The following is a 24,192-nucleotide window of genomic DNA, read 5'->3' as shown; positions in this document are numbered from 1 at the left end:
CAGCTTCTTGTGGTGAGGATGGCAGGAGTCTATCAACCCTCGCGCAGGACTGTCAGCGGGCTGACGTTCAATGCCCGGCGGGTGCCGAACACCCCGGCACCACCAATGAGCACGGCGCCAACCAGTGGCAGGAACAGCAGCCATGGATGCGGATGCCACGGCAGGTCAAAGGCGTAGCGATAGAGCACCCAACTCACCACCTCCGAGCCCAGCGCCGCCAGCAAGCCACTGACTGCGCCCAGCAAACCGAACTCGATGCGCCGCGCCTTGACCAGCAATTGCCGCTCCGCCCCCAGCGCACGCAGCAGCGCACCCTGGCGAATGCGTTCATCCAGCGTCGCTTGCAGGCCGGAGAACAGCACCGCCATCCCCGCCGCCAACACGAACAACAACACGTACTCCACCGCCAGGGTCACCTGGGCGAGGATGCTGCGCAATTGCTCCAGCAAGGCTTCGACCTGCAGGATGGTCACCGCCGGGAAGGCGCGGGACAGGTCGACAATCTGCTGATCGTGACCCGATGCCAGATAGAAACTGGTCAGGTAGGTCGCCGGCAGATCCTTCAGGGTGCCGGGCTGGAAGATCATGAAGAAGTTCGGCTGGAAGTTGTCCCAGTCGATCTCCCGCAGGCTGGTGACTTTCGCCTCGCGATTGACCCCGCCAACGCTGAAAACCAGATGGTCGCCGAGCTTGATTTTCAGGCTTTCGGCGACCTTGCCTTCTACCGACACACCGGGAACATCGTCCGGCGTCTGTTCGTTCCACCAATGGCCGGCCGTGAGTTTGTTGCCCGACGGCAGGTCCGCGGCCCAGGTCAGGCTCAGGTCGCGCTGGATCGCCCGATCACCCGCAGATTCTTTGGTGACGATCTGTTGCACCGGCTCGCCGTTGATGCTGATCAATCGCCCCGGCACCACCGGGTACAACGGTGCCGATTGAGCCGACACGGCGATCAGGTGGTTGGTGAAGGCCTGTTTATCTGCGGGCAGGATGTTCAGGGCGAAGTAATTGGGGGCGTTTTTCGGCAACTGGTTCTGCCAGGTATCCAGCAACTCACCACGTAGCAAGGCGATCAGCGCCATCGACAGCAGAATCAGGCCGAACGCCAGGGACTGTCCCGCCGCAGCGAGAGGATGACGCAGCAATTGCCCGAGTCCAAGACGCCAGGGCAAGGATGCACGCGCAAGCATGCGCCGCAGACTCTTCAACAGCAGCAACAACAAACCGCCCAGCACCAGCGCTGCAATCACGCCGCCGCCGAGCAGGGCAAAGGTCAGCACCAGGTCCAGGCTCAGGCGCCACATGATCAGGCCGAGGGCGCCCAGCGCTACACCGTAGACCATCCAGGTACTGGAAGGGATCGGCAGCATATCCCGACGCAGCACGCGCAATGGCGGTACCCGGCCCAAGGCCGCCAGCGGCGGCAAGGCGAAACCGGCGAGCGCCACCAGTCCGGTGCCGATCCCGGCAACGGCCGGAAACAGTCCGCCCGGAGGCACGTCGGTCGGCAGCAAGTCATGCAGCAGGGCAAACAATCCCAGTTGTGCGAGCCAGCCGAGGAGGGCGCCGCTGATGCTGGCCAGCAGCCCGAGCACAGTGAGTTGCAGGCTGAACAACACCATGGTTTCCCGGCGCGACAGCCCGAGGCAGCGCAGCAATGCACTGGCATCGAATCGGCGGGTGGCGAAGCGGGTTGCCGACAGCGCCACCGCCACGCCGGAGAGCAATACCGCCACCAGGCTGGCCATGTTCAGGTAGCGTTCGGCCTTGCCCAGGGCGCCACCGATCTGTCGATTGCCGTCGCGGGCGTCCTGCAAGCGCTGATTGGCGGCAAGCCCCGGCTTGATCAGTTGCCGGTACGTCTCGAGTGCCTGAGCGTTGCCTCGCCATAATTCGCGATAGCTGACCCGGCTACCGGGTTGCACCACGCCGGTTGCTGCAAGGTCGCCGAGATTGATCAGCACCCGCGGCGTCAGGCTGTAGAAATTGCCGGCGCGATCGGGTTCGTAAGTCAGCACCCGCGCCAGTTTCAGGGTTTTCATGCCGACATCGATGCTATCGCCGATCTTCAGGTCCAGGGCGGTCAGCAGGCGTGCCTCGACCCAGGCTTCACCGGTTTGCGGTCCGCCACCGACTGTTTCCGTGGCGAAGGGGGCGGGYGCGCTTTTCAATTCGCCGCGTAGCGGGTAGGTGTCATCGGCCGCCTTGATGCTGGACAGCTGAATGCCGCTATCGGTGGCGATGACGCTGGAGAACTCCACCACTTGAGCGTGTTCCAGACCCAGTTCGGTGCCGCTTCTTATCTGTTCGGGGCGCGCAGGCGAACTGCCTTCCAGCAGCAGGTCGGCACCGAGGAACTCGGTAGCGCGCAGCATCATGGCGCCGTTCAGGCGCGCGCCAAAGTAACCGATGGCGGTGCTGGCGGCCACGGCCACCAGCAAGGCGAAAAACAACACGCGCAATTCACCGGCGCGGGCATCGCGCAGCAATTGGCGGATGGCGAGGCTGAACAGGCGCAACAGCGGCAGACGTGCCATCAAGGCTCCAGAGGGGCGACCAGCAGGCCGGCTTCAAGACGGATCAGGCGCCGGCAGCGATGGGCCAGGCGTTCATCGTGAGTCACCAGCACCAGGGTCGTGCCGCGTTCTTGGTTGAGCTCGAACAGCAAGTCGCTGATGCGCTCGCCGGTGTGGCTGTCGAGGTTGCCGGTCGGTTCGTCGGCGAACAGCACATCGGGCTCGGCGGCAAACGCGCGGGCAATCGCCACGCGTTGTTGCTCGCCTCCGGAGAGCTGGCGCGGCGAGTGAGTCAGGCGTTGGCCCAGCCCGACCCGTTGCAGCAATTGGGTGGCGCGTTCGCGGGCGTCTTTGCGGCCGTCGAGCTCCAGCGGCAACATGACGTTTTCCAGGGCATTGAGGCTGTCGAGCAACTGGAATGACTGGAACACGAAACCCACGTGTTCGGCACGGATGCGCGCACGCTGGTCTTCATCGAGGTTGCTCAGGCCTTGCCCGGCGAGAGTGACCTCGCCACTGCTCGGCAGGTCGAGGCCGGCGAGCAGGCCCAGCAGGGTGGACTTGCCGGAGCCGGAAGCGCCGACGATGGCCAGGCTGTCGCCCTTGTTCAGTTCCAGGCTGAGTTCGTGCAGGATGGTCAGTTCACCTTCCGCGCTGGGAACCACTTTGCTAAGGTCCTTCGCGATGAGAATGCTTGCGCCCATGGAGAGTCCGATGCGTGTCTGGTTTTTGAGTGCTGGCCTGGCCTTGATGTGCATGGCCCAAAACGCAGCGGCGGGTACAGTCCTGATCGTTGGCGATAGTATCAGCGCCGGTTTCGGGCTGGATACCCGGCTGGGGTGGGTGTCACTGCTTGAGCAACGGCTCAGGCGCGAAGGTTTCGACGACAAAGTGATCAATGCGTCCATCAGTGGCGACACCAGTGCCGGGGGCCAGGCACGCCTGCCCGCGCTGCTTGCAGAGCATAAACCGGAGCTGGTGATCCTCGAGTTGGGCGGCAATGACGGCCTGCGCGGGATGCTGCCAACTCAATTGCAACAAAATCTTGCGTCGATGATCGACAGCTCTCGGGCCAGCGGGGCCAAGGTGTTGCTGCTCGGCATGCAATTGCCACCCAATTATGGTGCGCGGTACACCAAGGCGTTCGCCGATGTCTACAGCAACCTGGCCGACGAGAAGAAGATCCCGTTGGTGCCGTTTTTCCTCGACGGCGTGGGCGGCCATCCGGACTTGATGCAGGCTGACGGCATACACCCGGCGGCCGGGGCCCAGGACAAGTTGCTGGAAAATGTCTGGCCTACTCTAAAACCGCTGTTATGACACTTTTCTAGAGGCAGGCTTTCGGCTAAGGTGGCGCCCCCGATTTGGAGCCCCTGATGCCGCGTCCTGCCTGGTCACTTTTTGCCTACCAACTGATCGAGCCTGACGAACAGCTGGATCTGTTCGCCTGCCAGGAAGTGCGGGTGCATCTGGTGACCCGTCAACTGGAGCTGGGCGGCTCGGCGGACCGCACCTTGTGTGGCAGTCTGTTGCCGGCGCAACCGCGCTGGTCGAGTGTCGATCGCCGGGTGTTTCAGGATCAGCGTCTGTGCTCGTTGTGCCGGGCCATTCTTGAGTCGCAGAAGCGGGGTACGTCGCCGATCTGGCCTGAATTGCGGTTTGAGCTTTGATCCGTCAGGAATCGAGGCGGCCTTCGAGCCGACCTGTCTTTTGTTGACCGTGTACATATCCGTTTCTTCGGTAACGGCGACTTATGGTTCCGCTCTTACAGCGGGTCACTTTTGGCAAACGCCCCAAAAGTAACCAAAAGGTCTCGCCCCTTACGTACGGCCCCTCGCTTAGGCTCGGCGTTCCTTCGCTGCGGTATTCATCCGGGGGCATTGCCCTCCGGTCGGCTTCGCTTCGACCTACATGCAATGAGTTCGACTGCGTCGAACGGCGCTGCGCGCCAGTCCCCGGATGAACACCTCCGCTCAGCCTCCCGAGGGGGCGGGTGGATCAAGATCAAGAGCTGCAGGCGAGCTAACGCTCGGCCTGTTGAGTGGTGAGGAGCGTGGGTGTACGCCGGTCTGCCTTTGCTCTTCTGTGGGAGCGAGCTTGCTCGCGATAGCGGCCTGCCAGTCGAGCAGATACCTCACAGACGAACGAACCCAGCAAACAGGTCGGCCGGTAGGCCGCCTCGGACGCTGTTGCGGTGTACGCCCCCTCGTGAGGCCGAGTGGAGGTTCTGCGTAGTGGGCAACCCGGCATGGATGCCGGGTTAGCCGCCGCCGGCCATGGATGGCCGATGGCGGCGGGCCCACGGAGCAGGACCGGAGCGAGGGCATGCCGAGCCTAGGCGAGGCACCGAATGTCAGGGGCAAGAGCCCTTGGTTACTTGGGGCTTTTCCAAGTGACCCGCCGTAAGGGCGGAACCCTAAGTGGCCGTTACCGCAGCAACGGATATGTACACCCTCAAAAATCCATACCGCCTGACACAAAGCCATCGCGAGCAGGCTCGCTCCCACACGGGATCGAGGAAAATCGCAAAATCGCCTTACAGTGCCTGCAATCGGGCCATCTCCCCGAAATAACGGACAGCGGTGTACAATCGCGCTCTTATATCTCTGTTGATCATGCGAAGGATTTTCCGGATGTTGCCGCGCTTTCCTGCCGTCACCCGCTGCCTGACTCTTGCCGCCCTCTTTGTGGCCGGCCCAGTCGCAGCATTGGAGTTTCCCCTGCCACCGCCCGGTGAAGACATCATCGGCCAGGTGCAGGTGATCAAGGCCAAGTACGAAGATACCTTCGCCGACCTTGGTACCGCCTACGATCTGGGCTACACGGAAATGGTCGCGGCCAACCCGGGTGTCGATGCATGGTTGCCAGGCACCGGCACGGAAATCATTCTGCCGACCCGCTTCATCCTGCCACCGGGCCCGCGTGAAGGCATCGTGATCAACCTGGCCGAGTACCGCCTCTACTACTACCCGAAAGGTAAGAACGTGGTGTACACGTTCCCGCTGGGTATCGGTCGTGAAGGCTGGGGCTCGCCGATTGCCCACACCAGCATCACCGCCAAGACGCCGAACCCGACCTGGACGCCTCCGGCTTCGATCAAGGCCGAGCACGCAGCAGACGGTGATCCGCTGCCCAACGTCGTGCCGGCCGGCCCAGACAACCCGCTGGGGCCGTTCAAGTTCACCCTGGGCACACCGGGCTACCTGATCCACGGTTCGAACAAGAAGTTCGGTATCGGCATGCGCACCAGCCACGGTTGCTTCCGCATGTTCAACAACAACGTGCTGGAAATGGCGGGCATGGTGCCGGTCGGTACGTCGGTGCGGATCATCAACGACCCGTACAAGTTTGGTTTGAGTGGCGGCAAGGTCTATCTGGAGGCGCATACGCCGCTGGACGACAAGGGCAACCCGTCGGTGGTCGACAAGCACACCGCGGTCATCAACGCGATGCTCAAGCGTGAAGACATCACTAACAACCTGCGCATGAACTGGGATGTGGTGCGTGATGTGGTTGCCGCTGAAGACGGCCTGCCGGTGGAGATTGCTGTGCCGGGCAACAACGCCGTACCGATGGTGTCGAGCACTCCGGTCGACCCGATGCAGTAAGCTTGTAAAGAGCCCGTCGGTGCGGACTGCGTCGACGGGTTTTTTATTGCCTGGAGAAACGCCGGGCAATAAAAAAGCCGACCCAAAAAATGGATCGGCTTGATAACAATCCCGAAGGATTATTACTTGCGGCTAGCTTTGTCCAGCATGCGCAGAGCACGCTCGTTAGCTTCGTCAGCAGTCTGTTGTGCTTTTTGAGCAGCAGCCAGAGCTTCATCAGCTTTACGGTAAGCTTCGTCTGCACGAGCCTGGGAGCGAGCAGCTGCGTCTTCAGTAGCGGTCAGACGTGCTTCGGTTTCTTTCGATGCGCTGCTGCAACCGGTAGCCAGAACTGCGGCCAGAGCCAGAGCAGAGAATTTCAGAACGTTGTTCATCGTGTTCCCCTTCAAGGACTTTCTATTAAGTAGCTATCTCCTCCGATTGAGGAAATAGCCGGCGTACATACTACCTATTACTTGTAGTAAGTAAAACTGACGTGACGCAAGAAGCAAAAAAAATTGTAGGCGTTGATTCTTTTTCGAGCAACTTTTAACTGAACTGATTAAAAAACATCCAGCTGCAAGGCCCGTGGCTGAGCCAGCTGGCGAGAAAAAGTTCCTTCGGCATACCGCTCTTTTTCCAGTCTGGCTAGAGCCCGCCTACATGGATTCGTCTACACTTTTGTTCGGCTTTTGCGTAGCGCCTCCCAATATCTTTCTCGATGTTCAGGTGACTTTAACAACGGGCGCTCGTCTTAAGTCTCAACATCCGGCAATGTTCAGGCTATCGACCCGGAGTGATCTTCGGTCGAGCCATTCCTGCGTGATCCGGAGCAGCACCCGCCAACCCGCACGATGACGAGCGCACCTTGAGCATTTCTGCCAATGGTGCCTACTATTTGTAGGTGCTCGGTAGCGCGAGATCGGTGCAGCTCTTCTCGGTGTCCATTCAGGCACGGGGTGGCGTAGATGTTCCTTCGCCGGAAAAACATCGGTAAGGTAGGGGTCGGAATTCCAGACCCGCGAGGAGTAGTGATGAGCGAGGCGTTGTCCATCCACCATGACCAGGCTGGTCATCAGTTCGAGACCAATGTGGACGGTCATCGTGCCTATCTGACCTACATGGATCTGGGGAAGCAGACCCTGGATATCTATCGCACCTTCGTGCCCAACGCATTGCGTGGTCGCGGTATTGCGGCAGCCTTGACCGAGAAGGCGCTGGAGTACGCTGACGAAATGGGTTACACCGTCATTCCATCGTGCTCCTACGTCGAGCGCTACATGGAGCGTCACCAGCGGCATGCGGCCAAGCTGAGTCAGTGACCTTCAACAAAACGAACGCATAAAAAAACGCCGGGCTCAGCCCGGCGTTTTTGTGCGGAAAAACGATCAGCTGCGATCGCGTTTGGGCAACACATCCTTGAGCTTGGCATGCATGCTGCGCAAGGTGTTTTCGGTCGCGGTCCAGTCGATGCAGGCGTCGGTGATCGACACGCCGTATTGCAGGTCGGCGAGGTCTTTCGGGATCGCCTGGCAGCCCCAGTTCAGGTGGCTTTCAACCATCAGGCCGATGATCGACTTGTTGCCTTCGAGGATCTGGTTGGCGACGTTTTCCATCACCAGCGGTTGCAGGGCCGGATCCTTGTTGGAGTTGGCGTGGCTGCAATCGACCATGATGTTCGGCTTGATCTTCGCCTTGTTCAACGCCTGCTCGCAGAGCGCAACGCTGACCGAATCGTAGTTCGGCTTGCCGTTGCCGCCGCGCAGCACCACGTGACCGTAGGCATTGCCCTTGGTGGTCACGATCGACACGCCACCTTCCTGGTTGATGCCCAGGAAGCGATGCGGGCTGGAAACCGACTGCAGGGCGTTGATCGCCACGGTCAGACCGCCATCGGTGCCGTTCTTGAAGCCGACGGCCGAGGACAGGCCGGACGCCATTTCGCGGTGAGTCTGGGATTCGGTGGTGCGCGCGCCGATGGCCGACCAGCTGATCAGGTCCTGCAAGTATTGCGGGGAGATCGGGTCGAGGGCTTCGGTGGCGGTTGGCAGGCCTTTTTCGGCCAGGTCCAGCAGCAATTGGCGACCGATGTGCAAGCCGTCCTGGATCTTGAACGAGTCGTCCAGGTACGGGTCGTTGATCAAGCCTTTCCAGCCGACGGTGGTACGGGGCTTCTCGAAATACACGCGCATGACCAGATACAGGGTATCGGACACTTCGGCAGCGAGAGCCTTCAGGCGCTCGGCATACTCGTGGGCGGCCTTGATGTCGTGGATCGAGCAAGGCCCGATGACGACGAACAGGCGGTGGTCGGTGCCATCCAGAATGTTGCGAATGACTTCGCGGCCCTTGGTGACAGTGCGCAGTGCGGTGTCGCTCAGGGGAATATCGCGCTTGAGCTGATCGGGAGTGATCAGTGTCTCGTTGGAGGCGACGTTTAGGTCGTTGATCGGTAAATCAGCCATCGTTTACTCGTCAGGTCACGGGTGCCGGCCGCCAGCGAACCCGCGCGGCGGAGCACAGCAAATTAAGCGCGTCGGGGAGCCGAACCTTAGCGCGTTACACCGTGGCTCGACAATGGGCAGACACTGGTTTAGGGGCCATTCTCAGTCAGTTTCCCCAACGTGGCCGGCAAACCCGTCGGGAACGCCCCTAATCCAGCACAGGCAGGGCAAAAGCCTTGCGCACCGATTCGTGAGAAAACTCGTCGGCATGCTCCTGGAGCCATTCGAGGGCCAGGGCCTGGATACCCTGCAAGTCGTCGTGGGCGTCATGCAGGCGGCAGTAGCGTTCGATCTGGCACACCTGCTCGCCCATCCGGGCGCTGAACAGCATTTGTTCGTCGACGAAGGCGATGCCCACCAGATAACCGCGCTTGCGCCGCAGGCACCAGGCGACATAGCCCAGGTAACGCGCGTCCGGATTCACGGTCGGCATGCGAACTTCCAGCGCTGTGCCGTGGCGCCACGCGCGGTGATAATTGCAAGCCATGCCCCCGAGGCTGATAGTGTGCAGTTGTCGTCGCGAAATACATTCAGGTTTCAGCAACGTTAATTCGACGGGCACATCGTCAGGGTGAGGAATAAATCGTCCCATGAACACAGACTCCATGTGTCGGCCATCTGACATTGTTCTCCCAAGTATAGTGGTCGAATTGGAACTGACCGATTTTGACGCCGACCAACGGCTGCTGGCGATGAGCGGTGTATCGCTGGTTATTTTCACCAGTGTCGGCTGCGCCGGTTGCCGGTTTGCCCGCGAGCAATTGCCGACACTCGACCTGGCAGTCGAACGACTGTGCTGGATCGATGCCGGCAACAACGGCGGGGTGGTCGAGCGTTATCAGGTCTTTCACTTGCCGGCGCTATTTGTCGTTCGCGACGGCGAATTCTTTGGAGCACTGAAATCGCGCCTGACCGACACCGAGCTCAACCGGGCCGTGCGCCAGGCGCTGAGTCGAACAGCAGAGGAGTTGCCATGATGGGGACAGTTGCCAGGCCGACGATCGGCATAATCGGGACCGGCGCAATCGGTGGTTTCTACGGGGTAATGCTGGCGCGTGCCGGTTTTGATGTGCATTTTCTGCTGCGCAGCGAGTTTTCCGCTGTGGCCGAGCACGGGTTGCAAGTCGATAGCGCGCCCCATGGCGCGCTGAAACTGAACCCGGTGCAGGCTTATTCGAACGCTGAAGACATGCCGCCCTGCGACTGGCTGCTGGTGGGCGCGAAAACCACCAGCAACGCCGACCTGGCACCCGCTATCCTGCAAGCGGCGGCACCGAACGCCAAGGTACTGCTGTTGCAAAACGGCCTGGATGTCGAAGACAGCCTGCGCGCGTTGCTCCCCGATTCTCTGCATGTGCTTGGAGGGCTCTGCTACATCTGCGTCCATCGCGAGGCGCCGGGCGTCATCACTCATCAGGCGTTGGGCGCGGTGCATGTTGGTTATCACAGCGGTCCTGCCGATGGGCCGGCACGCACTGCGATTGTCGAGGAAGGTGTCGGCCTGTTCCGCAGCGCCGGTCTCGATTCCCAGGCCATGGCGAATTTGCATCAGGCGCGTTGGCAAAAACTGGTCTGGAATATCCCTTACAACGGTCTCTCGGTGTTGCTGGGAGCGAGCACCACACCGTTGATGGCCGATGCCGACAGTCGCGAACTGATCAAGGCGCTGATGGCTGAAGTGGTGCAAGGCGCAGTCGCGTGCGGGCACGGTGTACCGGCGGGGTATGCCGAGCACTTGTTCATGGTGACCGAAAAAATGCCTGACTACTGGCCGAGCATGTACCACGATTTCCTGCACAAACGACCGCTGGAGCTGGCCGCGATCTACGCCCGGCCACTGGCGGCCGCCAGGGCCGCGGGGTGTGAGATGCCGCGCATCGAGGCCTTGTATCGCAGTTTGAGTTTCATTGATCGACGAAACACCTGAGTCGACCAACCTGAGGGAGAAGGGCATGCCGAAGGCAATTGACGACAAACTGGTGCTGGCGATTTCTTCGCGAGCGCTGTTCGACCTGAGCGAAAGCCACAAGGTCTATCTGTCGAGCGGTGTCGAAGCCTACCGGCAGTATCAGATCGAACACGAAGACGAAATCCTCCAACCCGGCGATGCCTTTGCGTTGGTGCAGAAACTCCTGAACCTCAACAATAGCCTTGGCCGTGCCCGGGTCGAGGTGATTCTGGTGTCGCGCAACAGCGCCGACACCGGGCTGCGGGTATTCAACTCGATTGACCATTACGGACTGGCAATCTCTCGCGCGGCCTTTGTCGGCGGGCGCAGTCCGTATCCCTACCTCAAGGCCTTTGGCTGCGACCTGTTTCTCTCGACCCACGCCGAAGACGTACGCAATGCACTGGACGCCGGGTTCGCCGCAGCGACCATTCTGTCGGGCGGTGCCAGTCGTGCGGCCAGCGACGAATTGCGCATCGCCTTCGACGGAGACGCGGTGCTGTTTTCCGATGAGTCGGAGCGCGTTTATCAGGCCGGTGGTCTGGAGGCGTTCCAGGCCAGCGAGCGTGAGGCCGCCCGCGAGCCGTTGCGCGGTGGGCCGTTCAAGGGCTTTCTCGCGGCCCTCAATCTGTTGCAGCGTGAGTTCCCGGAGGACGCCTGTCCGATCCGTACTGCGCTGGTCACGGCGCGATCGGCGCCGGCCCATGAGCGAGTGATTCGCACGTTGCGCGAATGGGACATCCGTCTCGACGAGTCGCTGTTCCTCGGCGGCCTGACCAAGTCAGCCTTTCTCGAAGCCTTCGCGGCCGATGTGTTTTTCGACGATCAGGCCGGCCACTGCGAATTGGCCCGTGAAGTCGTCGCCACCGGTCATGTGCCCCATGGCATAAGCAACGAGCAAAAGGTTTAAGCCCACTGTTCAATGCGTTGCGCCGCATGTCGTAGTCGCCAAGGCACTGCTAAGCTGAATCAAATCTCCGCCATGTTGGCAGTCGAGGAGGTCATATGATTCGTTCGATGCTGTATGCCACTGACCTTGGCCTGTACGCGCCCGTGGTGATGCAGCATGCCCTGGAACTGGCCCGGACCTTCAATGCCGATTTGTATGTGGTGCATGCGGTTGAACCCATGGGGTTGTTTGCCGAGTCGGTGCTGCAAAGTTATCTCGATGAACAGGCGCTGAACGAGTTTCACAGCCAGGGCCTGAATACAGTGATTGCCAGTATCGAGCAGCGGGTGCTCGACAGTTTTCGTGAGGAGTTGGGGGATGAAGGGGAGCACGATCTGGAGCGGATTCAGGCAGTACGGGTGGTGCAGGGCGACCCATCGCAGGTGATTCTGGACCAGGCGCAGAAACTCTCCGTGGATTTGTTGATCGTAGGAAGTCACAGCCACGGTGCGGGTGCGGAAACGCCTTTGGGGCGAACCGCCGCCCGTGTGCTGCAACTGTCCAAGGTGCCGGTCTATCTGGTGCCGCTGGTGCAACGTCGTCGCCAAGGGGATCTCTAGAACACGAATAATGGCAATTTGACAAAAAAGTTCTAGATTTATTCTTCGAACCATTAATATAGTTATATATCGTCGCTCATGCCCGTGGCGTCTACCTGCTTTGAGGGATTCATATGAAGCTTCAACAATTGCGCTACATCTGGGAAGTGGCGCACCACGACCTCAACGTTTCCGCTACAGCCCAAAGCCTTTACACCTCTCAACCGGGCATCAGTAAACAGATCCGTCTGCTGGAAGACGAACTGGGCGTCGAGGTTTTTGCCCGCAGCGGCAAGCACCTGACCCGCGTTACCCCGGCCGGCGAACGCATCATCACCACCGCTGGCGAAATTCTGCGCAAGGTTGAAAGCATCAAGCAGATCGCCCAGGAATTCTCCAACGAGAAGAAGGGCACCCTGTCGATTGCCACCACTCACACCCAGGCGCGTTATGCGTTGCCGCCGGTGATCAGCAATTTCATCAAGCAATACCCGGACGTGGCCCTGCATATGCATCAGGGTTCGCCCATGCAAATCGCCGAAATGGCCGCCGACGGCACCGTGGATTTCGCCATCGCCACCGAAGCGCTCGAGCTGTTCGGTGATCTGGTGATGATGCCGTGCTACCGCTGGAACCGTTGCGTGGTCGTGCCTCAGGGCCACCCGCTGACCAAACTGTCGAAACTGACCCTCGAAGCCCTGGCCGAATACCCGATCGTGACGTACGTGTTCGGTTTTACCGGCCGGTCGAAGCTCGACGAAGCATTCAGCCATCGTGGCCTGACGCCGAAAGTGGTGTTCACCGCCGCCGACGCCGACGTGATCAAGACCTATGTTCGCCTGGGTCTGGGCGTGGGCATCGTGGCGAAAATGGCTGTCGACAGCAAACTCGACAGCGACCTGGTGGTGCTTGATGCCAGCGAACTGTTCGAGTCCAGCGTGACCAAGATCGGCTTCCGTCGCGGCACCTTCCTGCGGGGTTTCATGTGCGACTTCATCGAGAAGTTCGCGCCGCACCTGACCCGCGAAGTCATGGCCAAGGCCATTCAGTGTCACAACAAGCAGGAACTGGAAGAGCTGTTCGAGGGCGTCGAACTGCCCGTTCACTGATAGTGTTTCCTGCCGGTCAAACCACCTCGGTGACAGCGAACTGTTGCCGAGCGCCCGCCACCAGAATCTCCACCTCATCGCCCTCGAACTTGCCCAGCAGGCTTTTGCCCAGCGGTGAGCGCGGTGTGATGACGGTTATCAGTTGCCCCACCAGATCGACCTTCAATCCGGCTGCATCGGGGGCGAGAAACAGCCATTGTTCGCGCCCCCTTTCGTCCTCGAGCCCGAGCAGCGCGCCCACTTCGATGCCCCGCTGATCGTCATACGGGCGCAGGGCCAGGTTCTGGCAGAGGCTCAGTGACTGGCGAATTTCCTCGACCCGCCTGGCTTGCCCGGCCGCGAGATAGGACGCTTCCAGCCCCAGGGTGTCGTATTTGTTCTCGGCGATGTTTTCTTCATGGGTCGCCGTTTCGTAAGCGGTTTGCGCGGCCCGCTCGGCGATGTCTAGATCGATCCGCAGCTTGTCGAGAATCAGTTGGTGGACTGTGTGCTTATTCATGATCAATCGCAGAATTGCAGGACGTTGGCGCGGCTTTTTTCGCTGGGTGCAGTCCGGTCCTGTTGCAGCCAGAACTGACAGCTTGGGTTGGATAGGTTGCGACTGCTGCTGCGCGCCTGATCGAGCCGTTGCTGCTGCTCGTTCTTGCGCAGGTTTTCTTCATATTGCTCAAACAACGGACTCTGTGGCGGAATGTCCGGCACCGGTTGCGCTGCCACCGGTGGTTTGGCCAGTTGCTCCACAGCTGCTGCCACAGGTGCCAGTTGCTCGCTGAAAAGCAGGCGCGAAGCGAGCCAGCAGGTCAGCACAATGGCAATGAATCCCAGCCACATGCCGAGGGCGATGCTGCCGGTCAATTGCAGGGCATTGAGGCTGATTGGGAAAGAGCGGTGCGGAGTGGGGCGGTGGGGCATGGTTGCTTCCTGGCGAAAGGTCACGGGCGAGTGGCGATTGTCGCATGAAGAATAATCACCGTCGGCTCTTCTGCACGGGGTAATTTATGCGGACAATCGGCGCCTTTGCCAACGGGAACCTGGAATGCCTGAAATGAAAACCCGCTGGGATATTTTTTGCACCGTAGTCGATAACTTCGGCGACATCGGCGTGACCTGGCGACTGGCCCGACAACTGGTCGCCGAACATGGGCTGGCGGTGCGTCTATGGGTCGATGATCTGCGAGCGTTCGAGCGCCTGTGCCCGGAAATCGACATCCACGCTGCGCAGCAGTGGCAACAAAACGTCGAAGTGCGCCAATGGCCAGCCGAGTGGCAACCGACCGAAGCCGCCGATGTGGTGATTGCTGCATTTGCCTGCCAATTGCCGAGCGTCTACATGGACGCCATGGCCGAACGGGAAAAGACGCCGCTGTGGATGAACCTCGACTACCTGAGTGCCGAGGACTGGGTGATCGGCTGCCACGGTTTGCCCTCGGTGAAGTACAAAAGCGTGCAGAAGTTCTTTTTCTTTCCGGGGTTCCAGAAGGGCACTGGCGGGTTGTTACGTGAGCGTGGATTGCTTGAGCGTCGTCGGCAATTTCAGCAAAACCCGCAGGCTCAAAAAGAATTCCTGCACGGTTTGGGGATTGATCGTGCACCCGGTGCGCAGTTGATCTCATTGTTTGCCTACGAAAACACCGGGCTGGCCAGTTGGCTCGATGCGATGGCTGGCGATTCTACGGCCACTCATCTGCTGGTGCCGGAAGGGCGGATTCTCGGCGACGTAGAGCGTTGGCTCGGTGTGGAGGGTTTGGCGGCCGGTGCCGTGCATGTGCGTGATGCCTTGACCGTGCAAGTGCTGCCATTCGTCCGCCAGGACCAATACGACTTGTTGCTATGGTGTTGCGATTTCAATGCCGTGCGCGGCGAAGACTCCTTTGTGCGCGCTCAATGGGCCGGCCGGCCATTTCTCTGGCACATCTACCGGCAGGAAGAAGATATCCATCTGGACAAACTCGAGGCCTTCCTCGAAGTCTATATAAAGGGGCTTTCTGAACCTGCGCGGGAGGCGATCAGCGGTCTCTGGCGGGCGTGGAACGCTGGTGAAAAAATAGCCGACCACTGGCAATTCACCCGTAAACACTGGCCAGAGCTGGAAAAACACGCCGAGGCGTGGTGTCTGGAACAGGCCTTGCAGGCCGATCTTGCCACGGCGCTGGTACAGTTTTATGGAAATTGGATATGATACGCGGCCTAGATTTTTGTAAATCCCATCCAAATTCGGATATTCGCAATGAAAACTGGTAAAGAACTGAAACCCGGGACCGTGATTCGTCTCGAAAACGATCCTTGGCTGGTTCAGAAAGCTGAATTCACCAAGTCCGGTCGTAACAGCGCGATCATGAAGACCAAGCTGAAGAACCTGCTGACCGGTTACAAGACCGAGATCGTTTACAGCGCCGACGACAAACTGGACGACGTAATCCTCGACCGCAAAGAAGCGACCCTGTCCTTCATCAGCGGCGATACCTACACGTTCATGGACACCACCGACTACACCATGTACGAGCTGAACGCTGAAGACATCGAAGCCGTTCTGCCTTTCGTTGAAGAAGGCATGACCGATGTTTGCGAAGCGATCTTCTTCGAAGAGCGTCTGGTTTCCGTAGAGCTGCCGACCACCATCGTGCGTCAGGTTGACTACACCGAAGGTTCCGCTCGCGGCGACACTTCCGGCAAGGTGATGAAGCCTGCCAAACTGAAGAACGGTACCGAGCTGTCGGTTGCTGACTTCATCGAAATCGGCGACATGATCGAGATCGATACCCGCGAAGGCGGTTCCTACAAAGGCCGTGCCAAATAAGCACCGCTTGAGGAATGAAAAAGCCCGACCATTGAGTCGGGCTTTTTTGTGCCTGAAAAATTGCTTGAGCTTTACTTCAAGTGTTCCTTGAGCTCCTGCGAAGCCTGCAACATCGCCGAACGCACCGCCGGCACCTGGCTTACCACGTTGAGCAAACCGTAGTCGTGGATCAAGCCGTTGTAGCGAATCGAGGTCACCGGCACACCGGCTTCATCGAGTTTGCGGGCGTAGGCTTCGCCTTCATCGCGCAACACGTCGGCACCGGCGGTCTGCACCAGCGCTGGAGGCAATCCTTTCAACTGGGCGGTGGTCGCGCGCAGTGGTGAGGCGTAGATCTCGTTCCGTTGATTGGCGTCGGTGGTGTAGTTGTCCCAGAACCACTTCATCATGTTTTTGGTGAGGAAGTGCCCTTCGGCGAACTGGTTGTAGGACGCTGTTTCGAAGTTGGCATCAGTCACCGGCCACAACAGCACCTGGAACTTGATCGCCGGTGTGCCCTTGTCCTTGGCCATCAGCGCAACCACGGCCGCCATGTTGCCGCCGACACTGTTGCCGGCTACTGCCAGGCGCTTGCCATCGACGTTGATCTCTTTACCGTGCCCGGCCACCCATTGGGTCGCCGCGTAAGCCTGGTTGATTGCCACCGGGTAATGCGCTTCCGGCGACGGCGTGTAGTTGACGAAGACGGCCGCTGCACCCGAACCCGTCACCAGGTCACGTACCAGCCGCTCGTGGGTCGGGAAATCTCCCAGTACCCAGCCACCGCCGTGGAAGAACATGAATACGGGCAGCTCACCCTTGACCCCGGCCGGCCGGACGATGGTCAGGCTGATCGGTTGGCCGTCGACTTGAATGGTCTTCTGGCTGACATCGGCTTTTGGCTGCGTCAGCTTCACCCCGGCCTGCGCGCCTACCAGAACGGCGCGGGCCTCGGCGGGCGTCATTTGCTCCATCGGCTTGCCGGTACCGGCGTTCAGAACGTCGAGGAATGCCTGGGTGTTGTGTTCAACCCCAGTACCTGCGAACGCGTTGCTGATGGACAAGGCGAGAAGGGTACCGGTCAAGACTTTGCTGAAAGTGTTCATGTTCGTTTCCTGTTCGGGCCTGGGTAGTCAGCGCTTAGACGGTTACGTGCAGACGCACATCGACGTTGCCACGGGTGGCGTTGGAGTACGGGCAGACCTGGTGGGCCGCGTCGACCAGTGCTTGTGCGTCGGCTTGTTCAAGACCGGGCAGGCTGATGTGCAGGTCGATGTCCAGACCGAAACCGCCAGGGATCTGGCCGATGCCGACATGGGCGGTGATCGAAGCGTCGTTCGGGATGCTGCGCTTGGTCTGGCTGGCCACGAATTTCAGGGCGCCGATGAAGCAGGCGGAGTAGCCGGCGGCGAACAGTTGCTCAGGGTTGGTGGCTGCGCCGCCGGCACCGCCGAGTTCTTTCGGGGTAGCGAGTTTGACGTCGAGGATGTTGTCGCTGGAAACCGCACGACCGTCACGGCCACCGGTGGAAGTTGCGATTGCGGTGTAGAGAGTTTGCATGGTGAAAGCCTCGTTTAATGTTTGGTGTGTTTGCGCTAAATGTTTGCGCGCTAAGTAAGTGCGAGATGAATGTATCGCGCAAACATTTAGCGCGCAAGATAAAAAACAAAATAAATTTGCCAGGACAGACGAACGGTTGAGAAGGATTGGCTGGAACTATTGAGTTAGAGCGACTGGAGGTTATGCAGGCGGCTTTTCGGAAGGGGAATCGAGTTCTGTGGGACAGCACAAAGCAAATGTGGGAGCAAGCCCGCTCCCACAGGGGATTTGTGGTGGATTGAAGACTAGAGGCTGTCTTGCAGGTGGCGACGCAACTCTTGCAGCTCCGCTTGCAGGTTTTGCAGGCGCTCCAGTGTCATCCCGCTAGCGCCGAGGATGCACTGGGGAATATCCCGGGCCTTGTCGCGCAAGGTCCGGCCCTGTTCGGTGAGTTCGACGATCACCACACGCTCATCTTCGCGGCTGCGGGTTCGGCTGAGCAGGCCTTCGGCTTCCAGGCGCTTGAGCAGCGGCGTCAACGAGCCTGGATCGGTCAGCAACCGCGTGCTGATTTCACCTACGGTCAAACCGTCCCTTTCCCACAACACCATCATCGCCAGGTATTGCGGGTAGGTCAGGCCCAGCGCTTGCAGCAAGGGTTTGTAGACCTTGGTCATCATCAGCGAAGTGGAGTGCAGGGCGAAGCAGGCCTGATTATCCAGCAGCAGGTTGTCGCAGTTGTCCGGGGAGTTGCGCTCGGTGGTCATGTCGAAGCCTTGATCTGTGATCTTAGGAATCTAGCGGGCGAATCTTTAATGCGCCAGATAAATTTGATCAGTGCTGTTGCAAATGGGTTTGCAGCAGCAGATCCCAGGGTGGAACCGGGCTGAAGCGGGTTTTCAGGTACTCCAGCAACAAGCGACTGCGGGAGTTGGGTTGCTGTTCCAGGCGCAAGGCGTAGATGCCGGTGCTTTCCGGTTTCGGCAGGCCGCTGTCGCAGAACAGCGGCAGCAACTCACCCCGCAACAGGTACTCGCTGACCAGCCAGGTTGGCAGGTGCGCGATACCCAGTCCGGCCAGCGCGCCGCAGACCAGCGCCTCGGCATTGTTGGCACTCATGCGGACCCGCGCCGGCCGGTGCAACTGCATTTGCCCGTCGCGCTCGAAACGCCAGGCGAAGGGCGGGGCCAGGCCATCCCAGTCGAGTCCGTCGTGTTCAGTCAGTTGTGAGGGCTCGGTTGGCACGCCGCGACGCTGCAAGTAATCAGGGCTGGCGCAGGCGATACGCACCATGCTCGCCAGTGGCGTGGCTACCAGCCGGGTATCGGCCAATTGCCCGGCGCGCAGCACCAGATCGACCTTGCCGAGGTTCAGGCCCTGCATGTCGACGAAGCTGTCGATCAGGTGCAGTTGCACATCGAGACCGGGATAGAGCAAGAGGAAATCGGCGATCACCGGTGCCAGGTGCCGGCGCCCAAAGGCTGTCGGCGCATCGATGCGAATCAGACCTTCCGGCGCGCTGCTCAGAGACACCGCTTCGGCCCGGGCCAGGCGCAACTCGGCGACGATCCGCCGTGCGCGCTCGGCAAAGGCCAATCCCGCCGGGGTGGCGCGTACTGCATGAGTGCTGCGCAGGAACAGCTGACTGCCGACCGCGCTTTCCAGGCTGTCGATTCGCCGTGCCACGGCCGAAGGGGTCAGCGGATGACGGCGCGAGGCGGCGGAAAAACTGCCGGTTTCCAGCACGTCGAGGAACAAGACCAGTTGGTCGGTCAGTTGATTGGGGTTCATGGCAGGTTTGCGCTTGTGCGAATTTGGCACAGCCATTGTGCGATGCTGTGCGTTTCCGCGCCAGAAGCAACTGCGTAGGATCAAAGGCCTGACGGCAACGGGGAAAATGCTGTGATTGAGTTTTTGATGTATCTGGTGTTCGGCGCTACGTTGGGCACGCTCGGGGGGTTGTTTGGCATCGGCGGCGGCCTGATCGCCATTCCGCTGCTGGGCGTGCTGTTCGGGCTCGATCAGCAGATAGCCCAAGGCACAGCGCTGGTGATGGTGGTGCCGAACGTGATGCTGGCGCTGTGGCGCTATCATCAGCGCAACCGGATCGAACTGCGCCACGCGCTACCGCTTGCGATCATGGGGTTCTGCTTCGCCTGGCTCGGATCGATCTGGGCGGTAGGTATCGATGCGCAAACCATGCGCATAGGCTTTGTCGCGTTTCTGATCGCGCTGTCGGCGTACAACCTCGTTCGCATGTTCGCCGCCAGCGCTCCGCCGGCTTCGCAGATGAACTATTCATGGCCCTGGCTGGGCGTACTGGGTGCTGCATCGGGCACGATGGGCGGGTTGTTTGGCGTGGGGGGCGCGGTGGTGGCGACACCGGTGCTGACCAGTCTGTTCGGCACCAGCCAAGTGGTTGCGCAGGGGTTGTCGTTGGCGCTGGCCTTGCCGAGTACCGGGGTGACGCTGGTGACTTACGCCGTGCACCATCAGGTCAGCTGGGTGATCGGCTTACCCTTGGCGGTCGGCGGGCTGATGAGCATCAGTTGGGGCGTGAAGGTTGCCCACGCATTGCCGGAGCGGCTGCTGCGCGGGCTGTTTTGCGGGTTCCTGGTGTTCTGTGCGGCGATGCTCGCCTTCAAAGTTTGAAGCCTTCGATGATGTGCTCGGCCAGGCACTCGGTGATCGGTGACGGGTTATGCAGGTTGCGCACGAGCATGATGCTGGCCTCGGGCAGCAACGGCAGGTCCTCGGCTGCACCGAGGATGCGCATGTCCGCGGTGATCAGGCTTTCAAGCTGCGCCGTGACGGCCAGCCCGGCGCTGACTACTGCCATGATCGCCGACAGGCTGTCGCTGTTGTACGCCACCCGGTAGTCGCGCCCTTGGGCATCCAGGGCATTGCAGGCCCACAGGCGGCAGAAGCAATCACTGTTGAACATTGCCAGCGGCAGCGGCGTCTGCTCATGAGCGCTGTAGCATTGCGCTTCGGCCCAGACAAAACGTTCCTTGCGCAACAACTGGCCGATTTCGCTGCCCGGCTCGCGGGTGACGATGGACAGGTCGAGGTCCTGGCGCATCAGCAGTTGCTTGGATGATTCGCAGTGCACTTCTATCTGAATCAGCGGGTAGGTCTGGGCAAACCGGCGCAGAATCCCCGGGAGGAATCGCATCACATAATCGTCCGGCGTGCCGATGCGCACCGTGCCGACCATGTCGGGTTCGCGCAAGGTATTGAAGACCTCACTGTGCAGCTTGAGGATCCGCCGCGCATAGCCCAGCAACACCTGGCCTTCAGCCGTCAGCCGCACCTGCCGCCCGTCGCGCTGGAACAACTGACGCTGCAGCACATCTTCTTCCAGGCGTTTCATCTGCATGCTGACGGCTGACTGGGTGCGGTTGACGATTTCGCCGGCGCGGGTAAAGCCGCCCTGGTCGGCGATGGCGACGAAGGTGCGCAACACTTCGGTATCGATACTCGGGTAGGCGGACATCCATCAATCTCCGAGATATGTGACATCAGAAACATTCGTTGGATTGATCTTAGACCCGGCGCGAGACTGGAGCCATCCAAACGGAGGGCAACAAGATGAAAGGTCAACATGAGTTCCACGGTGCAGAAAAACACTCGATTCACGTGATATCCGATCTGCTGCACAAGGTCGGCCGCTGGTACGAACTGCATCGCGAGCGCGAACTGCTGGCGAGCTTGAGCGACGAAGCACTCAAGGACATCGGCATGAGCCGTGCGGATGTGGAGAACGAGTCGATCAAACCGTTCTGGAATGACCCGATGCATAAATGACCCGATCAATAAATGATGAGTGCCACGCTACACAAACCCCTTACCGGTGAGGTAGGTTGCGAGCAGACAAGGAGGCACCCATGCGCGCAACGTTGTCCTTTACCCTCAACCAGGCTCGGCGTCTGGCGCTGGCCGCCCAAGGGTTCAACGGGCGGTCGCCGCCAGCGGCGATCAAGGCTGTTGCACTCAATCGCCTGATCGAACGGCTGGGTATTTTGCAGATCGATTCGGTCAATGCATTGGTGCGTTCGCACTACCTTCCGCTGTTTTCCCGCCTCGGTAACTATTCTTCCGATTTACTCGACCAGGCTGCCTGGGGTCAGGGTAGGCGACGTACGTTGTTCGAGTATTGGGGTCATGAAGCCTCGTTATTGCCACTTTCCATGTACCCATTGATGTGTTGGCGCATGCAGCGTGCAGCCCGTGGCGAAGACATTTATCAGCAATTGGCGCGCTTTGGCCGTGAACAGCAAGACACCATTCGCCGGGTGCTGGCTTCGGTCGAGGAGCAGGGCGCGCTGGGGGCCGGAAGTCTGTCGACCCGTCAGGAACGAGCCGGTCCCTGGTGGGACTGGAGCGCGGAAAAGCATGCGCTGGAGTGGTTGTTCGCGGCCGGTGAAGTGACCGTTGCCGGACGGCGCGGATTCGAAAGGCTCTACGATCTGCCGGAGCGGGTGATTCCCCGGGCGGTTCTTGCGCACCCCGTCCTGAGTGAAGGCGATGCCCAGCGCGGCCTGTTGCGGCATGCGGCAACGGCCTTGGGAGTCGGTACGGAGAAAGACTTGCGTGACTATTTCCGCTTGAACCCTGCGGACAGTCGTCCCCGTTTGGCCGAGTTGGTCGAGGCCGGTGAATTGCTGGCCTGCGAAGTCCAGGGCTGGCGGCAACCGGCCTATTGTCTGCCCGAGCCAAAAGTGCCGCGCAAAGTCGCAGCCAGTGCATTGCTCTCACCGTTCGATTCGCTGATCTGGGAGCGCAGCCGGACGGAGCGGCTGTTTGATTTCCGCTATCGATTGGAGATCTACACGCCGCAGGACAAGCGGGTGTACGGCTATTACGTCCTGCCGTTTTTGCACAACGAGCGGATTGCCGCACGGGTAGACCTGCGCGCCGAACGGGGGGCGGGCCGTTTGGCCGTGCATGCGGTGCATGAAGAGGAGGCGGGGCTGGACGAGGAGGGGATGCTGGCGTTGGCGGTCAATCTGCGGCAGATGGCGGATTGGCTGGGGCTGGCGCAGGTTCAGCTGAATTGCCAGCGGGCGAGTGCGGCAAGGTTGCGGGTGGCATTCACACAAATTGGCGGTGCTTGAGCTGGCCCCTTCGCGGGCAAGCCCGCTCCTACAGTGATCGAGCCGATCACTGATTTTGTGTACGGCGCGAATCCTGTAGGAGCGGGCTTGCCCGCGAAGGCGATATATCAGGCAGTCAAAATCTACCGCCGAACCTGCTTCAGTGTCTCGGCAATCAAAAACGCCAGCTCCAGCGACTGATCGGCATTCATCCGCGGGTCGCAATGGGTGTGGTAGCGATCCGACAAACCATCCTCGGTAATCGGCCGCGCACCACCGATGCATTCGGTGACGTTCTGCCCGGTCATTTCGATATGGATACCACCGGCATAACTGCCTTCGGCTTCGTGTACCTGGAAGAACTGCTTCACTTCGCCAAGGATCTGCGCGAAGTCGCGGGTCTTGTAGCCGCTGCTGGCCTTGATGGTGTTGCCGTGCATCGGGTCGGAACTCCACAGCACCTGCTTGCCTTCACGCTGGACGGCGCGGATCAGCTGCGGCAAGTGATCGCCGACCTTGTTCGCGCCCATCCGCGCGATCAGGTTCAGGCGACCCGGATCGTTCTGCGGGTTGAGCACGTCGATCAAGCGAATCAGGTCGTCGGGGTTCATGCTCGGGCCGACCTTGACCCCGATCGGGTTGTTCACCCCACGCAGGAATTCGACGTGGGCACCGTCGAGCTGACGGGTGCGGTCGCCGATCCACAGCATGTGGGCCGAGCAGTCGTAGTAATCGTTGGTCAGGCTATCGCGACGCACGAAAGCTTCTTCGTAGTTCAGCAGCAGCGCTTCGTGGGCGGTGAAGAAACTGGTTTCACGCAATTGCGGCGAACTGTCCATGCCGCAGGCGCGCATGAACGCCAGGGTTTCATCGATGCGGTCGGCCAGGTGGCTGTACTTTTCTGCCAGTGCCGAGTTGGCAATGAAGTCCAGGTTCCACTTGTGCACCTGATGCAAATCGGCAAAGCCGCCTTGGGCGAACGCGCGAAGCAGGTTGAGGGTGGCGGTGGACTGGTGATAGGACTGCAGCAGGCGTTCCGGGTCCGGCACGCGGCTTTTTTCGTCGAAACCGATGCCGTTGACGATGTCGCCACGGTAGGCGGGCAAGGTCACGCCGTCGATGGTCTCGTCGTTGGCCGAGCGGGGCTTGGCGAACTGCCCGGCCATGCGCCCGACCTTGACCACCGGGCAGCCGGCGGCAAACGTCATCACGATCGCCATCTGCAACAACACCTTGAAGGTGTCGCGGATTTTCGCCGCGGAGAATTCGGCGAAGCTTTCGGCGCAGTCGCCACCCTGCAACAGAAACGCGCGACCCTGGGTCACCTCGGCAAACTGACGGCGCAACTCCCGGGCTTCGCCGGCAAACACCAGCGGCGGATAGCTGGCCAGGGTCTGCTCGACCTGCTGCAAATGCGCGGCGTCGGGGTATTGGGGTTGTTGCTGGATCGGCAGGGCGCGCCAGCTGTCAGGGCTCCAGGGTTGGCTCATCACGGTCTCTAGTGTTTTCGCTCGGGCCTCCATGTTATCAGCAAATTAGTGCGTGACCTGTTCCCGTCGCTTCGCCGACAATCTCGCCTTTGCCGCTCTCTATACGCGGTGTTATTGCGTTGCCGGCCCCGGTGACGAT

Annotated in this window: 27 protein-coding genes; 14 read left to right on the top strand and 13 right to left on the bottom strand. The window is 60.3% G+C overall.

Features of this window, described 5'->3' with window-relative positions:
- Window positions 1–32 precede the first annotated feature (32 nt).
- Entirely contained in the window at window positions 33–2,537 is a 2,505-nt protein-coding gene (locus tag AC1DWG_RS16645) for an ABC transporter permease (protein WP_477788038.1), read from the bottom strand.
- Entirely contained in the window at window positions 2,537–3,220 is a 684-nt protein-coding gene (locus AC1DWG_RS16640) for an ABC transporter ATP-binding protein (RefSeq protein WP_223456271.1), read from the bottom strand. The genes AC1DWG_RS16645 and AC1DWG_RS16640 overlap by 1 nt, the downstream gene beginning before the upstream one ends.
- 10 nt (window positions 3,221–3,230) lie before the next feature.
- Here AC1DWG_RS16640 and AC1DWG_RS16635 point away from each other — a divergent pair, with 10 nt between their 5' ends.
- The 3 genes from AC1DWG_RS16635 (at window position 3,231) to AC1DWG_RS16625 (ending at window position 6,124) form a co-directional block, all read left to right on the top strand.
- Window positions 3,231–3,836 carry an arylesterase gene (locus AC1DWG_RS16635; RefSeq protein ID WP_477764715.1) on the top strand — a complete coding sequence of 202 codons (606 nt, stop codon included), beginning with the start codon at window positions 3,231–3,233 and terminating at the stop codon, window positions 3,834–3,836.
- Window positions 3,837–3,892: 56 nt separating this feature from the next.
- Window positions 3,893–4,186, top strand: a complete 294-nt coding sequence (locus tag AC1DWG_RS16630) for a hypothetical protein (protein WP_003226812.1) — start codon at window positions 3,893–3,895, stop codon at window positions 4,184–4,186.
- Between the two features lie 963 nt (window positions 4,187–5,149).
- A complete protein-coding gene (locus AC1DWG_RS16625) occupies window positions 5,150–6,124 on the top strand; it encodes a L,D-transpeptidase family protein (protein WP_477764714.1) in 975 nt (324 codons plus the stop codon).
- A gap of 122 nt (window positions 6,125–6,246) precedes the next feature.
- On the opposite strand, the gene oprI is transcribed toward AC1DWG_RS16625, so the two are convergent.
- Window positions 6,247–6,498, bottom strand: coding sequence for an outer membrane lipoprotei OprI (oprI, locus tag AC1DWG_RS16620; protein WP_003199355.1), 252 nt, complete (start codon window positions 6,496–6,498; stop codon window positions 6,247–6,249).
- 639 nt (window positions 6,499–7,137) lie between these two features.
- Between oprI and AC1DWG_RS16615 the strand changes: the two genes are divergently transcribed.
- A complete protein-coding gene (locus tag AC1DWG_RS16615) occupies window positions 7,138–7,425 on the top strand; it encodes a GNAT family N-acetyltransferase (protein ID WP_007973562.1) in 288 nt (95 codons plus the stop codon).
- A gap of 66 nt (window positions 7,426–7,491) precedes the next feature.
- Here AC1DWG_RS16615 and AC1DWG_RS16610 read toward each other — a convergent pair whose 3' ends face one another.
- Together AC1DWG_RS16610 and AC1DWG_RS16605 are read right to left on the bottom strand one after the other, a co-directional pair.
- Window positions 7,492–8,568, bottom strand: a complete 1,077-nt coding sequence (locus tag AC1DWG_RS16610) for a 3-deoxy-7-phosphoheptulonate synthase (protein WP_477760131.1) — start codon at window positions 8,566–8,568, stop codon at window positions 7,492–7,494.
- A 187-nt stretch (window positions 8,569–8,755) separates the two neighbouring features.
- Window positions 8,756–9,199 carry a PilZ domain-containing protein gene (locus AC1DWG_RS16605; RefSeq protein WP_477753758.1) on the bottom strand — a complete coding sequence of 148 codons (444 nt, stop codon included), beginning with the start codon at window positions 9,197–9,199 and terminating at the stop codon, window positions 8,756–8,758.
- On the opposite strand from AC1DWG_RS16605, the gene AC1DWG_RS16600 reads away from it, so the two are divergent.
- The 5 genes from AC1DWG_RS16600 (at window position 9,198) to cysB (ending at window position 13,152) form a co-directional block, all read left to right on the top strand.
- The gene (locus AC1DWG_RS16600) at window positions 9,198–9,584 is read left to right on the top strand and encodes a thioredoxin family protein (protein WP_477788037.1); all 387 of its coding nucleotides are present in this window, start codon (window positions 9,198–9,200) and stop codon (window positions 9,582–9,584) included. The genes AC1DWG_RS16605 and AC1DWG_RS16600 overlap by 2 nt on opposite strands.
- Window positions 9,581–10,534, top strand: a complete 954-nt coding sequence (locus AC1DWG_RS16595; protein WP_477760130.1) for a putative 2-dehydropantoate 2-reductase — start codon at window positions 9,581–9,583, stop codon at window positions 10,532–10,534. The genes AC1DWG_RS16600 and AC1DWG_RS16595 overlap by 4 nt, the downstream gene beginning before the upstream one ends.
- A gap of 25 nt (window positions 10,535–10,559) precedes the next feature.
- Window positions 10,560–11,465, top strand: a complete 906-nt coding sequence (locus AC1DWG_RS16590) for a 5'-nucleotidase (protein ID WP_477756259.1) — start codon at window positions 10,560–10,562, stop codon at window positions 11,463–11,465.
- 95 nt (window positions 11,466–11,560) lie between these two features.
- Window positions 11,561–12,064 carry a universal stress protein gene (locus AC1DWG_RS16585; RefSeq protein ID WP_477760129.1) on the top strand — a complete coding sequence of 168 codons (504 nt, stop codon included), beginning with the start codon at window positions 11,561–11,563 and terminating at the stop codon, window positions 12,062–12,064.
- Window positions 12,065–12,177: 113 nt separating this feature from the next.
- A complete protein-coding gene (gene cysB, locus AC1DWG_RS16580; protein ID WP_046043380.1) occupies window positions 12,178–13,152 on the top strand; it encodes an HTH-type transcriptional regulator CysB in 975 nt (324 codons plus the stop codon).
- Between the two features lie 16 nt (window positions 13,153–13,168).
- On the opposite strand, the gene AC1DWG_RS16575 is transcribed toward cysB, so the two are convergent.
- Window positions 13,169–13,651, bottom strand: coding sequence for a GreA/GreB family elongation factor (locus AC1DWG_RS16575; protein ID WP_477764713.1), 483 nt, complete (start codon window positions 13,649–13,651; stop codon window positions 13,169–13,171).
- A 2-nt stretch (window positions 13,652–13,653) separates the two neighbouring features.
- Window positions 13,654–14,064, bottom strand: coding sequence for a hypothetical protein (locus tag AC1DWG_RS16570; RefSeq protein WP_477764712.1), 411 nt, complete (start codon window positions 14,062–14,064; stop codon window positions 13,654–13,656).
- 124 nt (window positions 14,065–14,188) lie between these two features.
- Between AC1DWG_RS16570 and earP the strand changes: the two genes are divergently transcribed.
- Both earP and AC1DWG_RS16560 read left to right on the top strand, forming a co-directional pair.
- On the top strand, window positions 14,189–15,331 hold the full coding sequence (earP, locus tag AC1DWG_RS16565; protein ID WP_477788036.1) for an elongation factor P maturation arginine rhamnosyltransferase EarP: 1,143 nt from the start codon (window positions 14,189–14,191) through the stop codon (window positions 15,329–15,331).
- A gap of 48 nt (window positions 15,332–15,379) precedes the next feature.
- Complete coding sequence (locus tag AC1DWG_RS16560) at window positions 15,380–15,949, top strand: elongation factor P (RefSeq protein WP_007943632.1); 570 nt, start codon at window positions 15,380–15,382, stop codon at window positions 15,947–15,949.
- Between the two features lie 71 nt (window positions 15,950–16,020).
- Here the strand turns inward: AC1DWG_RS16560 and AC1DWG_RS16555 are convergent, their stop codons facing one another.
- The 4 genes from AC1DWG_RS16555 to AC1DWG_RS16540 all read right to left on the bottom strand — a co-directional run bounded on the left by AC1DWG_RS16555 (window position 16,021) and on the right by AC1DWG_RS16540 (window position 19,258).
- Window positions 16,021–17,034: an alpha/beta hydrolase gene (locus AC1DWG_RS16555; RefSeq protein ID WP_477764710.1), complete on the bottom strand. Its 1,014-nt coding sequence runs from the start codon at window positions 17,032–17,034 to the stop codon at window positions 16,021–16,023.
- A gap of 34 nt (window positions 17,035–17,068) precedes the next feature.
- Window positions 17,069–17,488 (bottom strand): organic hydroperoxide resistance protein, encoded by a 420-nt coding sequence (locus AC1DWG_RS16550; RefSeq protein WP_046031808.1) that lies wholly within the window; start codon window positions 17,486–17,488, stop codon window positions 17,069–17,071.
- A gap of 284 nt (window positions 17,489–17,772) precedes the next feature.
- The gene (locus tag AC1DWG_RS16545) at window positions 17,773–18,234 is read right to left on the bottom strand and encodes a MarR family winged helix-turn-helix transcriptional regulator (RefSeq protein ID WP_477764709.1); all 462 of its coding nucleotides are present in this window, start codon (window positions 18,232–18,234) and stop codon (window positions 17,773–17,775) included.
- Between the two features lie 67 nt (window positions 18,235–18,301).
- Window positions 18,302–19,258: a LysR family transcriptional regulator gene (locus tag AC1DWG_RS16540; protein ID WP_477754042.1), complete on the bottom strand. Its 957-nt coding sequence runs from the start codon at window positions 19,256–19,258 to the stop codon at window positions 18,302–18,304.
- Between the two features lie 111 nt (window positions 19,259–19,369).
- Here AC1DWG_RS16540 and AC1DWG_RS16535 point away from each other — a divergent pair, with 111 nt between their 5' ends.
- Window positions 19,370–20,119: a sulfite exporter TauE/SafE family protein gene (locus tag AC1DWG_RS16535; protein WP_477764708.1), complete on the top strand. Its 750-nt coding sequence runs from the start codon at window positions 19,370–19,372 to the stop codon at window positions 20,117–20,119.
- Here the strand turns inward: AC1DWG_RS16535 and AC1DWG_RS16530 are convergent.
- Window positions 20,109–20,963, bottom strand: coding sequence for a LysR substrate-binding domain-containing protein (locus AC1DWG_RS16530; RefSeq protein ID WP_477764707.1), 855 nt, complete (start codon window positions 20,961–20,963; stop codon window positions 20,109–20,111). The two genes, AC1DWG_RS16535 and AC1DWG_RS16530, sit on opposite strands and share 11 nt — an antisense overlap.
- Window positions 20,964–21,058: 95 nt before the next feature.
- Here AC1DWG_RS16530 and AC1DWG_RS16525 point away from each other — a divergent pair, with 95 nt between their 5' ends.
- Entirely contained in the window at window positions 21,059–21,274 is a 216-nt protein-coding gene (locus AC1DWG_RS16525; protein WP_007983517.1) for a DUF1127 domain-containing protein, read from the top strand.
- Between the two features lie 80 nt (window positions 21,275–21,354).
- Window positions 21,355–22,584, top strand: coding sequence for a winged helix-turn-helix domain-containing protein (locus AC1DWG_RS16520; protein WP_477764706.1), 1,230 nt, complete (start codon window positions 21,355–21,357; stop codon window positions 22,582–22,584).
- Window positions 22,585–22,706: 122 nt separating this feature from the next.
- Here AC1DWG_RS16520 and AC1DWG_RS16515 read toward each other — a convergent pair whose 3' ends face one another.
- The gene (locus AC1DWG_RS16515; RefSeq protein ID WP_057713820.1) at window positions 22,707–24,053 is read right to left on the bottom strand and encodes a class II 3-deoxy-7-phosphoheptulonate synthase; all 1,347 of its coding nucleotides are present in this window, start codon (window positions 24,051–24,053) and stop codon (window positions 22,707–22,709) included.
- Window positions 24,054–24,192 lie beyond the last annotated feature (139 nt).

This window comes from Pseudomonas sp. P4_B3 (genome assembly GCF_056402295.1).
The sequence above is the reverse complement of the archived record's forward strand: the minus strand, read 5'-3'. Positions and strand labels throughout refer to the sequence as shown.

What these genes read in the sequence shown, in the direction of transcription:
- AC1DWG_RS16640 (WP_223456271.1), bottom strand. Translation starts at nt 3,220, where the DNA reads ATGGGCGCAAGCATTCTCATCGCGAAGGACCTTAGCAAAGTGGTTCCC.
- AC1DWG_RS16635 (WP_477764715.1), top strand. Translation starts at nt 3,231, where the DNA reads ATGCGTGTCTGGTTTTTGAGTGCTGGCCTGGCCTTGATGTGCATGGCC.
- AC1DWG_RS16630 (WP_003226812.1), top strand. Translation starts at nt 3,893, where the DNA reads ATGCCGCGTCCTGCCTGGTCACTTTTTGCCTACCAACTGATCGAGCCT.
- AC1DWG_RS16625 (WP_477764714.1), top strand. Translation starts at nt 5,150, where the DNA reads ATGTTGCCGCGCTTTCCTGCCGTCACCCGCTGCCTGACTCTTGCCGCC.
- oprI (WP_003199355.1), bottom strand. Translation starts at nt 6,498, where the DNA reads ATGAACAACGTTCTGAAATTCTCTGCTCTGGCTCTGGCCGCAGTTCTG.
- AC1DWG_RS16615 (WP_007973562.1), top strand. Translation starts at nt 7,138, where the DNA reads ATGAGCGAGGCGTTGTCCATCCACCATGACCAGGCTGGTCATCAGTTC.
- AC1DWG_RS16610 (WP_477760131.1), bottom strand. Translation starts at nt 8,568, where the DNA reads ATGGCTGATTTACCGATCAACGACCTAAACGTCGCCTCCAACGAGACA.
- AC1DWG_RS16600 (WP_477788037.1), top strand. Translation starts at nt 9,198, where the DNA reads ATGAACACAGACTCCATGTGTCGGCCATCTGACATTGTTCTCCCAAGT.
- AC1DWG_RS16605 (WP_477753758.1), bottom strand. Translation starts at nt 9,199, where the DNA reads ATGGGACGATTTATTCCTCACCCTGACGATGTGCCCGTCGAATTAACG.
- AC1DWG_RS16595 (WP_477760130.1), top strand. Translation starts at nt 9,581, where the DNA reads ATGATGGGGACAGTTGCCAGGCCGACGATCGGCATAATCGGGACCGGC.
- AC1DWG_RS16590 (WP_477756259.1), top strand. Translation starts at nt 10,560, where the DNA reads ATGCCGAAGGCAATTGACGACAAACTGGTGCTGGCGATTTCTTCGCGA.
- AC1DWG_RS16585 (WP_477760129.1), top strand. Translation starts at nt 11,561, where the DNA reads ATGATTCGTTCGATGCTGTATGCCACTGACCTTGGCCTGTACGCGCCC.
- cysB (WP_046043380.1), top strand. Translation starts at nt 12,178, where the DNA reads ATGAAGCTTCAACAATTGCGCTACATCTGGGAAGTGGCGCACCACGAC.
- AC1DWG_RS16575 (WP_477764713.1), bottom strand. Translation starts at nt 13,651, where the DNA reads ATGAATAAGCACACAGTCCACCAACTGATTCTCGACAAGCTGCGGATC.
- AC1DWG_RS16570 (WP_477764712.1), bottom strand. Translation starts at nt 14,064, where the DNA reads ATGCCCCACCGCCCCACTCCGCACCGCTCTTTCCCAATCAGCCTCAAT.
- earP (WP_477788036.1), top strand. Translation starts at nt 14,189, where the DNA reads ATGCCTGAAATGAAAACCCGCTGGGATATTTTTTGCACCGTAGTCGAT.
- AC1DWG_RS16560 (WP_007943632.1), top strand. Translation starts at nt 15,380, where the DNA reads ATGAAAACTGGTAAAGAACTGAAACCCGGGACCGTGATTCGTCTCGAA.
- AC1DWG_RS16555 (WP_477764710.1), bottom strand. Translation starts at nt 17,034, where the DNA reads ATGAACACTTTCAGCAAAGTCTTGACCGGTACCCTTCTCGCCTTGTCC.
- AC1DWG_RS16550 (WP_046031808.1), bottom strand. Translation starts at nt 17,488, where the DNA reads ATGCAAACTCTCTACACCGCAATCGCAACTTCCACCGGTGGCCGTGAC.
- AC1DWG_RS16545 (WP_477764709.1), bottom strand. Translation starts at nt 18,234, where the DNA reads ATGACCACCGAGCGCAACTCCCCGGACAACTGCGACAACCTGCTGCTG.
- AC1DWG_RS16540 (WP_477754042.1), bottom strand. Translation starts at nt 19,258, where the DNA reads ATGAACCCCAATCAACTGACCGACCAACTGGTCTTGTTCCTCGACGTG.
- AC1DWG_RS16530 (WP_477764707.1), bottom strand. Translation starts at nt 20,963, where the DNA reads ATGTCCGCCTACCCGAGTATCGATACCGAAGTGTTGCGCACCTTCGTC.
- AC1DWG_RS16525 (WP_007983517.1), top strand. Translation starts at nt 21,059, where the DNA reads ATGAAAGGTCAACATGAGTTCCACGGTGCAGAAAAACACTCGATTCAC.
- AC1DWG_RS16520 (WP_477764706.1), top strand. Translation starts at nt 21,355, where the DNA reads ATGCGCGCAACGTTGTCCTTTACCCTCAACCAGGCTCGGCGTCTGGCG.
- AC1DWG_RS16515 (WP_057713820.1), bottom strand. Translation starts at nt 24,053, where the DNA reads ATGAGCCAACCCTGGAGCCCTGACAGCTGGCGCGCCCTGCCGATCCAG.